This is a genomic window from Nitrospirillum guanabarense (genome assembly GCF_034653355.1).
Lineage (GTDB): Bacteria > Pseudomonadota > Alphaproteobacteria > Azospirillales > Azospirillaceae > Nitrospirillum.
On record NZ_JAYEER010000001.1, the window covers coordinates 723,914 to 737,458 of the forward strand.

Annotated in this window: 9 protein-coding genes; 5 read left to right on the plus strand and 4 right to left on the minus strand. The window is 68.0% G+C overall.

Going from position 1 to position 13,545, the window contains the following annotated elements:
* Positions 1-121: 121 nt before the first annotated feature.
* Positions 122-2,596 (plus strand): TonB-dependent receptor plug domain-containing protein, encoded by a 2,475-nt coding sequence (locus UAA55_RS03060; RefSeq protein WP_322951192.1) that lies wholly within the window; start codon positions 122-124, stop codon positions 2,594-2,596.
* 57 nt (positions 2,597-2,653) lie between these two features.
* Here the strand turns inward: UAA55_RS03060 and UAA55_RS03065 are convergent, their stop codons facing one another.
* Positions 2,654-2,926, minus strand: a complete 273-nt coding sequence (locus UAA55_RS03065) for a hypothetical protein (protein WP_322951193.1) — start codon at positions 2,924-2,926, stop codon at positions 2,654-2,656.
* Between the two features lie 265 nt (positions 2,927-3,191).
* On the opposite strand from UAA55_RS03065, the gene UAA55_RS03070 reads away from it, so the two are divergent.
* The 4 genes from UAA55_RS03070 to UAA55_RS03085 all read left to right on the plus strand — a co-directional run bounded on the left by UAA55_RS03070 (position 3,192) and on the right by UAA55_RS03085 (position 7,746).
* Complete coding sequence (locus UAA55_RS03070; RefSeq protein WP_322951194.1) at positions 3,192-4,904, plus strand: adenosine deaminase; 1,713 nt, start codon at positions 3,192-3,194, stop codon at positions 4,902-4,904.
* Positions 4,905-4,927: 23 nt separating this feature from the next.
* Entirely contained in the window at positions 4,928-5,887 is a 960-nt protein-coding gene (locus UAA55_RS03075) for a nucleoside hydrolase (protein ID WP_322951195.1), read from the plus strand.
* 159 nt (positions 5,888-6,046) lie between these two features.
* Positions 6,047-6,844 carry a substrate-binding periplasmic protein gene (locus UAA55_RS03080; RefSeq protein ID WP_322951196.1) on the plus strand — a complete coding sequence of 266 codons (798 nt, stop codon included), beginning with the start codon at positions 6,047-6,049 and terminating at the stop codon, positions 6,842-6,844.
* A 254-nt stretch (positions 6,845-7,098) separates the two neighbouring features.
* Positions 7,099-7,746, plus strand: a complete 648-nt coding sequence (locus UAA55_RS03085; protein ID WP_322951197.1) for a substrate-binding periplasmic protein — start codon at positions 7,099-7,101, stop codon at positions 7,744-7,746.
* A gap of 1 nt (position 7,747) precedes the next feature.
* Here UAA55_RS03085 and UAA55_RS03090 read toward each other — a convergent pair whose 3' ends face one another.
* From UAA55_RS03090 to UAA55_RS03100, 3 genes are all read right to left on the minus strand, one after another.
* The gene (locus tag UAA55_RS03090; protein WP_322951198.1) at positions 7,748-9,931 is read right to left on the minus strand and encodes a formylglycine-generating enzyme family protein; all 2,184 of its coding nucleotides are present in this window, start codon (positions 9,929-9,931) and stop codon (positions 7,748-7,750) included.
* Positions 9,932-9,943: 12 nt separating this feature from the next.
* Positions 9,944-10,927, minus strand: a complete 984-nt coding sequence (locus UAA55_RS03095; RefSeq protein WP_322951199.1) for a nucleoside hydrolase — start codon at positions 10,925-10,927, stop codon at positions 9,944-9,946.
* Positions 10,928-11,053: 126 nt separating this feature from the next.
* Complete coding sequence (locus tag UAA55_RS03100) at positions 11,054-13,255, minus strand: TonB-dependent receptor (protein ID WP_322951200.1); 2,202 nt, start codon at positions 13,253-13,255, stop codon at positions 11,054-11,056.
* Between the last annotated feature and the right edge of the window lie 290 nt (positions 13,256-13,545).

The following is a 13,545-nucleotide window of genomic DNA, read 5'->3' on the forward strand; positions in this document are numbered from 1 at the left end:
CTGCGACGATCTGCGTCATGCTCTCGTCGTATGTTGAATAAAAATATGAACACAAAAAAAACGTTGTTCCTGTCCGTCCTCCTGATGGCGGGCGGGACAACCCATTGGGAGCCTTTCATCCATGACCGTTTCCTCAAGGTCCCTGTCCCTGGGCAAGCACCGCCGGGCCGCCACCGCACTAGCGTTGATCCTGGCCGCCCCCCTATTCGTTCCGGCCGCCCAGGCGGCCGATCCGGCACCGCAAAGCAATGCCACCTTGAGCGACCTGGACGAGGTGGTGGTGACCGGCACGCGGCGCAGCGACCGCACCGTCGCCTCCTCCCCCGTGCCCATCGACGTGCTGCCGGTGGATGAGCTGGAGAAGACCGGCCTGGTCCAGACCACCCAGATGCTGCGCGCCCTGGTGCCCAGCTTCAACTTCCCCCAGCCGGCCAACACCGACGGCACCGACCACGTGCGCCCCGCCACCCTGCGGGGCCTGAGCCCCGACCAGACCCTGGTGCTGGTCAACGGCAAGCGCCGGCACGTCAGCGCCGTCCTGAACCTGAACGGCAGCGTGGGCCGCGGGTCCGACGCCGTGGACCTGAACACCATCCCGTCCATCGCCATCGAGAAGATCGAGGTGCTGCGCGACGGGGCCGCCGCCCAATACGGTTCGGACGCCATCGCCGGCGTCATCAACATCCGGCTGAAGGGCCAGGACAGCGGCGGCAGCGCCGCCGTGGAGTATGGCGAGTACGGCGCCGGCGACGGCCAGACCGGCAGGGTGGAGGCCAATGTCGGCCTGCCGCTGCCCCGCAACGGCTACGTCACCCTGTCGGCGGAGGCGCACCGGTCGCGTCCCACCGACCGCTCCGGCGACGACCCCCGCCAGCAGTATCTGACGGCCGGCGACCCGCGCGAGGCCACGTTCAACCGGCACGACAGCCGCTTCGGCGACCCGCTGGACAAGGAATACAACCTGTTCCTGAACGCCAGCCTGCCGGTGAACGACAAGGCGGAGATTTACGCCTTCGCCAGCCTGGGCCAACGCGACGGTCAGAGCGCCGGCTTCTTCCGCCGGGCCCAGGACGTGCGCACAGTGCGGGCCCTGACGCCCGACGGCTACCTGCCCTTCATCACGTCCAAGCAGCTGGACCTGTCGACGACGGTGGGCGCGCGCGGCGACCTGCCCGACGACTGGACCTATGACCTGAGCGTCGATTACGGCCGCAACCGCTTCGACTATGGGGTGGAGAATTCGGTCAACGTCTCGCTGGGCACGGCCAGCCCGCGCAGCTTTTACGCCGGCGAACTGGTGTCGGACGAACTGGTGGGCAACCTGGATGTCCGCAAGCTGGCCCATGTCGGCTTCCTGCCCGACACGCTGTCCATCGCGGTGGGCACCGAGGTGCGGCGCGAGGACTACACCATCAAGGCGGGCGAACCCGCCAGCTACATCAACGGCGGCGTACGGGTGCTGGACGGGCCGTCCAAGGGCACGCCGGCCGCCCCCGGCGCCCAGGTCTTTCCCGGATTCGAGCCGGCCGACGCCGGCACCAACAGCCGGGGCAGCGTCGGCACCTATGCCGAGCTGGAAACCAAGCTGACGCCCGACTTCCTGGTGAACTTGGCCGGCCGGTATGAGCATTACAGCGATTTCGGCGACACCACGAACGGGGAGCTGTCGGCCAAGTACGACCTGATCTCCTTCCTCTCCGTCCGCGGTGCCATCAGCACCGGCTTCCGCGCGCCGTCGCTGGCCCAGTCGCACTATTCCGCCACCAGCACCGTGTTCATCAACAGCGTGCCCTATGACGTCCGCACCTTCCCGGTGACGGATCCGGCGGCCAAGGCGCTGGGTGCCGAGCCGCTGAAACCGGAGAAGTCCACCAACTACAGCGCCGGCCTGGTGTTCCGCCCGGCGGACAACTTCTACGCCACTGTGGATTTCTACCAGATCGACATCGACGACCGCATCGTGCTGTCGGAGAACCTGACCGGGGCGGCGGTGGTGCGGCTGCTGGCGGCCAACGGCGTGACCGGCGTCGGCGGCGGCCGTTTCTTCACCAACGCCATCGATACCCGCACCCGGGGTGTGGATATCGTCGGCCGCTATGCCATCGACCTGGGCGACGCGGGCAGCCTGTCGCTGACCGCCGGCCTGAACCTGAACGACACGGAAGTGACGCGGGTGGAGGGCAATCCGTCGCAGCTGGCCAGCCTGGGCACCGCCGTCTTCCGCTTCGGCCGGTCGGAAAAGGGCCGCATCGAGAAGGGCCAGCCCAAGAACAAGCTGAACCTGGCGGCCACCTATGACTGGGACAAGCTGTCGACCACGGTGCGCACCACGCGCTACGGCAGCACCACCTCGCTGGACAGCAGCAACCCGGCGCTGGACCAGACCTATGGCGCCAAGTGGATCACCGACATCGCCATCAGCTATCAGGTGACGGACGCCATCGGCGTGACCGTCGGGGCGGACAACGTGTTCGACGTCTATCCCGACAAGGTCATCGCCGCCAACAGCACCAGCGGCATCTATCCCTACAGCAACTACTCGCCCTTCGGGTTCAACGGCGCGTTCTATTACGGCCGCGTCAGCTACAAGTTCTGAGCGGTCGGCATGGAAACGGTCACCCTGAGCATTCCCGGGGTGGCCGTTTCCTTCTTGTCAGGCCTTGGGCGCGGGCTTGGGCTTATGCGCGTCGAGAAAGGCGCGGAACTGCTCCTGGTCCAGGAAGTACAGTTCCAGGCACTTCTCGTAATCGGCCTTTTCCTTGATGACGCGGCAGAGGCTTTCCGCGTCCTCGTTCTCTTTCTGCTGCTGGATCACCGCCTTCTTGTCGGCGTCGGCCGGCGGGGCGCTCTGGGCCGCCGCCGGCAAGGACAGCAGCAGCGAGGCGGCAAGGGGGGCGCAAAGGATGAGGGCGGAAAGGGCGCGCACCTGGGATCTCCTGACGGCTGGAAGGACGGCCCCGGGACGGAGCGCCCTGAACAGCCGGAAGTTTAGCCGCCAACGGTTAAGGTTCAACATCGCGTTTTCATAGCCGGCGGCTATGGCGGACACCCGTGCCCGGCTTGAAAGTGTTCCAGGATTTGGGCGGTGGCAGCGCTGGCCCCCAGCCCTCATAATGCCCTGGACTGGCAACGGCATACCCACCCGGAGGCGGGTCCCGCCGTGAAATGAAAAAGGATAAGGGGCGAGGGGAATGAGCATGGGGGCACTGCGCACCCAGATGGGGCGCACCCGGTTGGGGCGCACCCGCACGACACTGGCCGCGGGCGCCTTGACGCTGCTGGCCGCCTGCGCCACCGATGGCGGCCGTGACGCGGCGCCGCCGTTCCCACCCCTCCCGATGGCCGAAGCGCCCCAGGGGCCGGAATCCCAGACGGCGGAATCCCGGACGGCCGCCCTGTTCGGCCGCCTGCGCGCCGACCCCGTGCGCCTGGCCATGTTCCTGCGCCGGTTTCCCAAGGGGGCGGACCTGCACAACCACATGAGCGGCGGCATCTATGCCGAGAACATGGTGGGTTGGGCGGCGGCGGAATCGGCGTGCGTCGACCCCAAGGCGCTGGTGCTGAAGCCCGCCCCCTGCACCGGCGGCCTGGTGCCGGCGGCGGACGCGCGGCGCGACGTCGGCCTGTACAACCGGCTGATCAATTCCCTGTCCATGCGCAACTTCGTGGCGGGGCCGGAGTCCGGTCACGATCACTTCTTCGACAGCTTCGCCAAGTTCGAGCCGGCGCTGACGGCCCGAGTGCCCGAAATGCTGGCGGAGGCGGCCAACCGCGCCGCCGCCAGCCACGTGCTGTACCTGGAACTGATGTGGTCCAACGGCATGTCCAAGGCGGCGGCCCTGGCCGCCCCGCTGGGCGCGCCGGCACCCGGCAGCGTCCCCGGCGACACCGCCACGTTCGACGCCTGGCGCGCCAAGGTGGAGCCCGGCCTGCCGGCCATCATCCGTGCCGCCAAGGCCGATACCGACGCGGCGGAGGCGCGCATGCGCCAGATCCTGCGTTGCGGCACCGCCGACGCCCAGCCGGGCTGCGCCGTCACCATCCGCTATCTGGCCCAGGTCATCCGCGTGCTGCCCGCCCCACAGGTGTTCGCGCAGAGCCTCTATGGCTATGCCCTGACCGCCGCCGACCCGCGCTTCGTCGGCGTCAACCTGGTGGCGCCGGAGGACAACCCGGTGACGCTGAAGGACTATGGCCTGCAGATGCGCCTGCTGGGCTATCTGGGGAAAATCCACCCAGCGGCCAACCTGTCGCTGCACGCCGGTGAACTGGCCCTGGGCCTGGTGCCGCCGGAGGATCTGCGCGACCACATCCGCCTGGCGGTGGAGGTGGCGGGCGCCAAGCGCATCGGCCATGGCGTCGATATCGGGCAGGAGACGGACGCGCAGCATGTGCTGAAAACCATGGCCGACCGGGGCGTGCTGGTGGAGATCAACCTGACCAGCAACGACGTCATCCTGGGCGTGAAGGGCCGCGACCACCCCATCACCACCTACCGCGCGTTCGGTGTGCCCCTGGCCCTGTCCACGGATGACGAGGGCGTGTCGCGCATCGACCTGACGCATGAGTATGTGCGGGCGGCGGAGACCTACGGCCTGGATTATTCCACGCTGAAGACCTTTTCCCGCGACGGGCTGGAGCACGCCTTCCTGCCGGGCGCCAGCCTATGGGCCGCGCCGGGCCAGCTGGCCACACCCTGCGCCGCCGATCATGCGGGCACGGTCCCGTCCGCCGCCTGCCAAGCCTTCCTGGAGCAGAGTCCCAAGGCCGCCCTGCAATGGCGCCTGGAAGCGGACTTCCGTGATTTCGAGGCGGCCGTGGCCGCCGAGGCTGAAACCGGCTTGTGGGGCCAGGGCCACGGCCCTAAAACCACGGCCGAATCCCTTGGCAAATCCCCCAATTGAGTTTGAAGCGAGAGACCGCGCCCATGCGCCTCCTGATCGACACCGACACCGCCGGCGATGACGCCTTTTCCCTGCTGCTGGCCCTGCGCAACCCGAAGGTGACGTTGGAGGCCATCACCATCTGCCACGGCAACGTGACCTTCGACCAGTGCGTGGAGAACGCGCTGTACACGGTGGAGGCCGCCGGCCGTGGCGGCGAGGTGCCGGTCTATCCCGGCGCCCGCCTGCCGATGATGCGCAAGCCGCTGGACGCGGCCTACGTCTTCGGCAAGGACGGCATGAGCGACGCCAACTACCCGCCAGCCAAGCAGCGGCCGGAGGTGAAGCACGCCGTCGACGCCATCATCGACACCGTCCTGGCCCACCCGGGTGAGGTCACCATCATCGCCCAGGCGCCCCTGACCAACCTGGCCCTGGCGGTGATGAAGGAGCCGGCCATCGCCCAGGCCACCAAGCATTTGTGGATCATGGGCGGCACCGACAACGCCGTGGGCAACGTCACCAGTGCGGCCGAATTCAACTTCTACGTCGATCCCGAGGCCGCCAAGATCGTGGTCAACGCCGGCTTCAAGGCCAGCCTGCTGACCTGGACCCGCTCCATGGTCGAGGGCGTCATCACCAGCGCCGAGTTGGACGCCATCGCGGCCCTGGGCACGCCGGTGTCCCAGTTCTTCACCCGCGTGAACCGCGACAGCCTGGCCTTCTCGCGTGAGCGCCAGCGCATCGACGGCAGCATCCATCCCGACGCCCTGACCTGCGCCTGCGCCTTGGACGAAAGCCTGGTGCTGGAGGCGGAGGAGTGCGTGGTGGACGTTGAGACGGCGGGCGTCCTGACGCGCGGCTATTCCAGCGTCTCCTCCGCCATCCTGCCGGACGCGGCGGACGCCGACCCGGACCTGGCGCCCCAGGTGCCCAACATGCGCGTCATCAAGCGTGCCGACCGCGAGGGCTTCGTCCGCCTGATGACGGACGCCGTGCGCTGATCCGGATGGCGTCACCACCACCGATGGTGGCGCTTTCTCCCCCTGCCCCTTTGGTGTAGCCTGTCCGGATAGACTACCGAACCGAGCTGTTTCCAAAGCGTCTTATGACGCACGTCCCGGCACCTTCGATCATTCAGGACCGAATACGCGGGGGGCTAGATGAGTGGCACTATCGTGGACCGCCGCGCCCTGTTGCTGGGTATGGGCGCCGTCGGCCTGGACTTGGCCTTGGGTCGCCGCGCCGCCCGCGCGGCGGTGCCACCCCCGCGTTTCGCCCCCTTGCGTTTCGTCTACGCCGACAACGTGGTGCCCTTCAGCTATGCCGACGCGGACGGCAACGCCACCGGCCTGCTGAAGGACGACGTGGATGTGGTGACGGCCACCGCCGGCTACAGCCAGACCACCAGCCTGATGCCCTGGGGCCGCGCCCAGGCCACCGTGCGGGCGGGCCAAGCCGACGGCTTCTGCACCGTGCCCTCCGCCGACCGCGCCGTTTATGTCCAGTTCTGCCTGCAGCCGGTGATGACCAGCGACATCGGCATCTGGCACCGCCGCGACGACGACCGTTTCAAGGCGATTGGTAGCCTGGAAGAACTGGCGGCTTTCCGTCTGGGCAGCTACGTCGGCAACGGCTGGGCGACGGAGCACATGGACGCCATCCCCACGCTGGCGGTGGTTCCGGATCCCGTCAGCGTCCTGAAGATGGTGGCCGCCGGCCGCATCGACGCGTTCGTCCATGATGAGCTGCAGATGGGCTATCTGGCCCGCGCCGCCGGCTTGACCGGCGCCCTGACCTACGCCCCCCGCCCCTTCCTGGGCACGGTGGTGCGGACCCTGGCCATCCGGCGCAGCCTGCCCGACTGCGCCGCCGTGGTGGCGGCCCTGGACGCCGCCATCCTGGCCCGCCGCACCGACCTGGACGCCCTGACCCACCGCGTGCGCCTGGGCATGGCCTGACCGAAGGCGCGCTTAGAGCGGGGTGCGGCAGGGTGTAGATTGCGTCCCGTGGGGAAACGGGGGCCCGCGTGGGACGGAAACGCCGATATCGAAAAGGCCTGGGACAACGGGCGCGCCGTGCCGCCCTGCTGGTCGCCGCCGTCCTTGGCGCGTGGACCGGGGCGGGTGCCTCTCCCGCGCCTGGCGGCTTGCCGACACCGGTTCAGGAACTGCGCATTCCGCGTCACGGGCCGTCGGACGCCAAAGCCCCCGCCATGTGCGAGGAAATCCTGCTGGCTTTGAGCCGGCAGGTGGATGGCGTGCGGCTGGTGTGGTCCACGGACTGGCTGACCCACGATCGGGCGGCCCAGGAATTGGCGGCGGGGCGGCTGGACGCGGATTGCGGCTATTACCGCACGCCGGAACGGGAGGCCCGGATACTCTATTCCCGCCGGGCCGTCATCCGCATGGAAACGGTGCTGGCCGTCCGCACCGGTGATCCGGCCACCGTCGCCACCTTCGATGAATTGCGGATCGCGTTGGCGGACGGACACGACACCGTCCTGGTCAATGCCGGCTCCGCCTTCCTGGACCGGCTGCACCGCGCCGGCATCGAGGACCGCAATATCGACGCCTGGGCCGCCCACAGCGACACCAATCTGCGCAAGCTCATGAGCGGCCGGGGCCGCTTCTTCATTTTCCGCAACCCCGGTCTGACGGAAGTCATCCAGAACAACGGGTGGGACACGCGGATCCGCGTCCTGCCCCACCCGCTGGCGGTGGACGACCAGTACATGGTCTTCTCACCCCACCTCGACCCGGGGGTGCGCGAACGCCTGGAAGCCGGCCTGGAACATCTGGCGGCGGACGGCACGCTGGCGCGCATCATCCAAGGCCATTCCGGCCGGGCGGCCCAACCCTGACTCAGCCCGCGTCCTTCACGCAGCGGAAGCCCACCAGGGCGGAGCGGTCGCGCGAGGGCGCCATCAGCAGCAGCTTGCCGTGCTGGTCGTTGCGGTAGGCCTGTGGGAAATACCAGATGGAACCCTGGGGCTGGTACAGGCTGCCCCCCCGCAGGATGGCGGCACGGGTGTGGTCGTCCTGGTATTCATCCGTCCACTGCCAGACGTTGCCGACCAGATCCTGGACGCCGAAAGGGCTGATCCCCGCCGGATGGGCGCCCACGGCGTCGGGTGGGCGCACGGCACGGCCCCGTTCGGGCGCGGGCACGGCGTCATCCCGCCAGGTGTCGCCCCAGGGATAACGGCGGCCGTCCGCGCCTTGCGCGGCGTACTGCCATTCCCATTCGTGCGGCAGTCGCTTGCCCGCCCAGGCGGCGTAGGCGCGCGCGTCCTCCTGCGACACCCAGGTGACCGGGCGGTCATCCCAGCCGGCCGGATAGGTGCCGCCCCTCCAATCCCTCAGGAAGTTGCGGTCGTCCTTGGGATGGTAGCCGCTGGCGTCGAGGAAGCGCTTGAACTGCGCGTTGGTCACGGGGAAGCGGTCCATGAAGAAGCGCGGCAGCGACAGGCGGTGCTCATGGTAACGCCGCGCCTCCCCCTCCCACGGGTAGGCGACATCGACGCCGGCGTTGGTGCCACCCTCGATCTCCAGCCCTTGGACGCGGAAGGTGAAGTCGCCGGCCGGAATCTCCACCATGCCTTCAGGTGCGCCGGCGGCGGGGGCCGTGGTCGGGATGTCGACCAGGCGCTGGGGCAGCGGCGACCAGGCGCGCGGCAGGCTGGCCAGATCGGTGGCCGTCATCGCCTTCATGGCCCGCATCAGGTCCCCGGTGGCGGCGTCCGGGCGGCCGGGCAGGGCCAGCACGGTGCCGAAGCCCTGGGCCTCCAGCGGGAAGGACAGCAGCAGCTGGCCGCCTTCACGGCGCGGCGTCAGTTCCACGCCGTGATAGAGGTCGAAATAGCGCAGGGCCGCCCCGTCCGCCGGCACGGCCAGCACCGTCTGATCCAGCGGGTGGTCGTTGCGGTTCACGATGGTCCAGGCCACCCGGCCGTCGGCGCCAGGCCAGCGGCTGGCGTACACCCCGGCGGCACGGGTGGGATAAAAGGGCTGCCAGTCCGGGCTGGACAAAAGGGGTCCCAAGCCCCGTTCCAAGGTCGCCACCCGGCGCATCGCCTCGCCATCGCGGGCGCTGATGCCGTTCCAGATACCCCAGACGTTCTCCCACGCCTCCCAGCCGACGCCGTTGAAGAAGGCGTAGTGCAGGTCGTCGGTCTTGTCCCGGGCCCAGCGGTCCGAGATGTTGACCATGTGCCGGGGCTCCAGCCATTTGTAGCGGTCGACCTTGGGCACGGGCGCGAAGGTGTATTGGCCCCAGGACATCAGGTCCCAGGCCACCGCCTCGTCCGCCAGGACGCCTTCCGGCTGGAAGGCCAAGGGATGGCCCGCCTTGTCCGCCGCGAGGGAAAAAGCCAGCGGCACGCCGTCCTGGGTGTCGCCGTTGATGCCATCGATGCCGATCTGCCTGGCGAGATCGGCGATGGCCTGCGGCCAGGGCCGATCCGGCGCCCGCGTCCCCTGGTCCCACATCATCATGGGCAGCAGCACGCGCACGCCCCGCCGGTGAAAGTCCGCCACCATGGCCTTCACCCCCGGCAGCCCGCCCGGCAGGTTGGTCACCTGATCCAGCTGGTTGCGGTCGTCGATGCCCATGTTGGGGTAATCGGGCCACAGCAGCACGGCGTCGATGCCGCCGAAGCGGGCCGTCAGATCATCCAGATACCGGTCGACGGTGTAGCGGCCCGCCACCGGGTCATAGAAATAGCGATCCTCCACCATCATCTGGGTTTGGACGAAGCTGGTGCGCGTCCAGGCCAGCCGGGGGTCGTCATAGCGGGCGGGGTCATAGCCGACGCGGATGCGGCGTTCCTGGCGCCAATGGCGGACATCGGCCAGCCAGGCCTCATAATCGGCGCCGGTGCAATCCCGGGTCCCGCCCTCCCACGCCTCCCGCCAGGTGAGGCAGGCCGGGCCGTTGATCATCGGCTGTTTCCAGCTGCCGTAGGGCACCGTCTGGGTGTCCTGCGCACCGGCCGGGACGCTGAGGAGGAAGGTGCCCAAGAAAGCGGCGGCGATCCGGCGGCGCATGCACCGTCCCCCTCAATGCTGGGCCAACAGGCCGGTCATCAGCAGGTCCAGGATGCCTTCCTTGTCTTCCTTCAGGCAGACCTGGGCATTGGCGGGGCCCGCCGCGGGCGTCGTCTCGCCCCTGTCGCCCACCATCAGGCGCAGCGGCGTGGTGGGGCACAGCTTCGGGTCCAGCACATAGGCCACCGGCACCAGGTCGAACAGGGTGGGCGTGATCTGGCCCCAGCCGTTCAGGTGGCGCCACTGGTGGTACATCAGGGCCAGGGCATCGGTCATGGGTGTGCCGTTGGCGAACAGGAGGTCGCGCTTCACCTCGTCCAGCTTCAGCTGGGTGCTGTCGAGCGGCATCACCACCAGGGGCACGCCGCTGGTGAACAGCTTCTTGGCCGAGGGGATGTCGGAATAGATGTTGTACTCCGGCGTCGGGCCCTTCAGCGGGCCGTAGCCCGTGTCGTCATAGCCGGCATGGACGGAGCCGCCCATCATCACCACCCGCTTCAGCTTGGCGAAGCCGGTGGGGTCGCGATCGACCAGGGCACCCAGGGTGCTGGGCGGCGCCAGGGAAATGAGCGTGACCTGCCCTGGGTAGCGGCGCGCCTGGTCCAGGATGAAGTCCACCGAGGACGGCACGGGCGTGGCCGGCGCCGGCTGCCCCTCCGCCCAGCGCTTTTGCGTGTAGGGCGTGGCGTTGGGCGTGGCGGGCCCTTGCGCCACGGGAATGTCCGCACGACCGGCGATGGTCAGCAGGCGTTGCAGCTGGCGCACCCGCAAGCCGGTGTCGCCCCAGGCCGCCGTGACGCCCAGGATGTCCAGGCGCGGATCATTCAGGGCCGCCGCCAGCGCGAAGGCGTCGTCGATGTCATCGCCGATGTCGGTGTCGATGATGACCTTTTCCTTGAGGGGCGCGCCCTCTTTGGCGATGGCCGGAGTGGTCAGAAGAACGGCGCCCAGCGCGCCCGCGCGCAGGCAACGGAACAGGAAAGCGATCCGGGTCATGGGAAATGCCTTTGCGGCCGGCCGGGTAGAAACAGGGGCCCGCCGCTGCCACGGCCGGGCCCCTGGAACAGACCCTGTCACACCTTCCCGGCAACGGCCAGCGCCGCCGGGAGGATGCCAGGGGTATTAGAACGAGTACTTGGCCTGAACGCCGATGATACGGGGTTCGTTGACCATACCCGTCAGGTTGTTGAAGTCGATGGCGCCGATGACGCGCACCTGGTCCAGCACGTTGCGGACGAAGGCCGCGACCTCATAGCCGGCGTCGTTCTTGTAGCCCAGGCGCAGGCCGCCATCCAGCAGCCACTTGCCGGTGAACTCCGTCGACTTGTACAGGAAGAAGTTCACGTCGCTGCGGTAGGCCCAGTCGGTGTAGAAGAACACCTCGCCCTTGTCGCCCACCGGCACGCCGTAGCGGAAGGTGGCGTTCAGCACCCATTCCGGCGCCTCGGGCAACGGGTTGCCGTCCAGCAGGGCGTTGCCCTGGGCGTTCAGCGCGTTGGTCACGGTGCAGCCGCCGCCGCAAGTGGCGACCGACACGTTCGGATCCTGGATTTCGGTGTGGTTGTAGCTGCCGCCGAAGGTGACCAGCATGTGCTCCACCGGCTTGGCTTCCAGTTCCGCTTCCACGCCGTAGCCGATGGCATGGTCGGCGTTCAGCAGGCGGGCGGTGTTGCTGGCGCCGCCCACGGCGGTCAGCTGCATGTCGCTGGTGTCGTAGTAGTAGCCGGTCAGGTTGAAGCTGGCGCGCTTGTCGAACAGCGACGACTTCACGCCCGCTTCATACGAGATGGTGGTCTCGGCCTTGGCGGACGAGGTGGTGTTGGCGAAGGCGATGCGGTCCTGGATGGACGGGGCCAAGTAGCCGGTGGCCACGCGGGCGAAGACATTCACGTCGCTGTTGACGGCGTAGTCGGCCGAGATGTCCCAGGAGGCATTGCCGCCGTTGACGCTGGTGCGCAGGTAGATCGGGCCGGTGAAGCCGAAGTCGCGGATGGATTCAACCGACTTGTTGTCGTGCGAATAGCGCACGCCGCCGCCCAGGGTCAGGTCGTCGGTGATCTTGTACTTCACCGAACCGAAGACGCCGTCGGTCTCGCTGCGGTCCTTGTGGCGAACCTGGTTGTCGATCGACCCGTCGGCGGTGACGTAGTCGTAGTCCTTACCGGTCAGGTAGGAGTTGAAGTAGTACAGGCCACCCTGCAGCAGCCACGGGCCCAGGTCGTTGGAAGCGAAGCGCAGTTCCTGGCTCAGCTCACGCGGGGAGTTGTAGCCGCCGGTCTCCACCGAGAACGGCACGTCGGAAGGGACGCCGCCGTCGATGTCGCCGCGGCTGAACACGTTGGCGCGCTCAAAGCCGCTGACCGAGGTGACGGTCACGGGGCCGGCGTCATAGACGACGTGCAGGTTGGAGCCGAAGGAATTCAGCTTCTGCGGGTTGGCGCCGTCCTGGTTGGCCTTCTCGATGTCGAAGCCCGGGACCAGGTCGTTGGTGCCCTTCTGGATAATGTTGGCACGGAACAGACGGGCGGACCCGTCCAGCTGGCGGCCGTGGACGTTCAGCAGGATGTCCAGGTTCTCGTTCGGCGTGTATTCCAGCTGGAAACGGCCGGCCAGGTCGCGATAGCCCTCGAAGTCGGTGTCGTTCTTCGTCGAGATGTCTTCGTTCTGGACCCAGTCGTTGCGGCGCTGCAGGCTGACCGAGGCGCGGTACTTCAGCACGTCCTTGACGATGGGGCCGCCCACGGCGCCGGTGAAGTTCACCGTGTCATAGCTGCCGTAGGTCAGGTCGGCGAAGCCGCCGAAGGTGTCACTGGGCTTGGCGCTGTCGATCTTGACCACGCCGGCCGGGGTGTTCTTGCCGAATAGCGTGCCCTGCGGGCCGCGCAACACTTCCACGGCACCCACGTCGAAGACCGGGAAGGCCTTCAGCATGGGGTTTTCCATGGCGACGTCGTCGAACACCACCGACACCGGCTGGGAGGCGTTAGGGTCGAAGTCGGCGTTGCCCAGGCCGCGGATGTAGAAGCGCGGATAGGTGCGGCCGAAAGACGACTCCGCCTGCAGGCTGGGGGCGCGCCCCGCCAGGAAGCGGATGTCCTGGCCACCGGAGTTCAGCACGTCCAGCTTTTCGCCGCTGATGGACGTGACGGCGATCGGCACCTCACGCTCCAGCGCCGGCCGGCGTTCGGCCGACACGATGATCTCATCCAGCTTGTCGGAATTGTCATCGGCGGCGCGCGCCACGCTGGCCAGACCCAGCAGGCTCAAAGCCGACATACCCAGCAGCGCGGACTTCAGCCCGCGGCCCTTCTCAACCCTCATCATGCTCGATCCCTTCACTTTTTCCAGGCCCTTGCCGGACCTGCTTTTGCGTTGCCCGTCGCACCGATCCCCCGCCCAAAGGCTAGGCTGGGAACAGCCGGGGGAGGGTACACGGCAGATTTCGTTTGCGGCAGCCCCACTACTACCGAAGGTCTTTCAAATCCAACAAGAAAGCGAGGATCCGACCGAAATTTTGCCGCAACGCACATATTTGATGCGCGGGTGTTGCCGCAATGCGGCACCGAACCTGGGTCTTAGCAAGAATGGCGCCAATTCGGGACGGTCCCAGACAT

Bases quoted from the DNA above. Each gene is read 5' to 3' on its own strand.
- UAA55_RS03060 (WP_322951192.1), top strand. From the start codon at position 122: ATGACCGTTTCCTCAAGGTCCCTGTCCCTGGGCAAGCACCGCCGGGCC.
- UAA55_RS03070 (WP_322951194.1), top strand. From the start codon at position 3,192: ATGAGCATGGGGGCACTGCGCACCCAGATGGGGCGCACCCGGTTGGGG.
- UAA55_RS03075 (WP_322951195.1), top strand. From the start codon at position 4,928: ATGCGCCTCCTGATCGACACCGACACCGCCGGCGATGACGCCTTTTCC.
- UAA55_RS03080 (WP_322951196.1), top strand. From the start codon at position 6,047: ATGAGTGGCACTATCGTGGACCGCCGCGCCCTGTTGCTGGGTATGGGC.
- UAA55_RS03085 (WP_322951197.1), top strand. From the start codon at position 7,099: ATGTGCGAGGAAATCCTGCTGGCTTTGAGCCGGCAGGTGGATGGCGTG.
- UAA55_RS03090 (WP_322951198.1), bottom strand. From the start codon at position 9,931: ATGCGCCGCCGGATCGCCGCCGCTTTCTTGGGCACCTTCCTCCTCAGC.
- UAA55_RS03095 (WP_322951199.1), bottom strand. From the start codon at position 10,927: ATGACCCGGATCGCTTTCCTGTTCCGTTGCCTGCGCGCGGGCGCGCTG.
- UAA55_RS03100 (WP_322951200.1), bottom strand. From the start codon at position 13,255: ATGATGAGGGTTGAGAAGGGCCGCGGGCTGAAGTCCGCGCTGCTGGGT.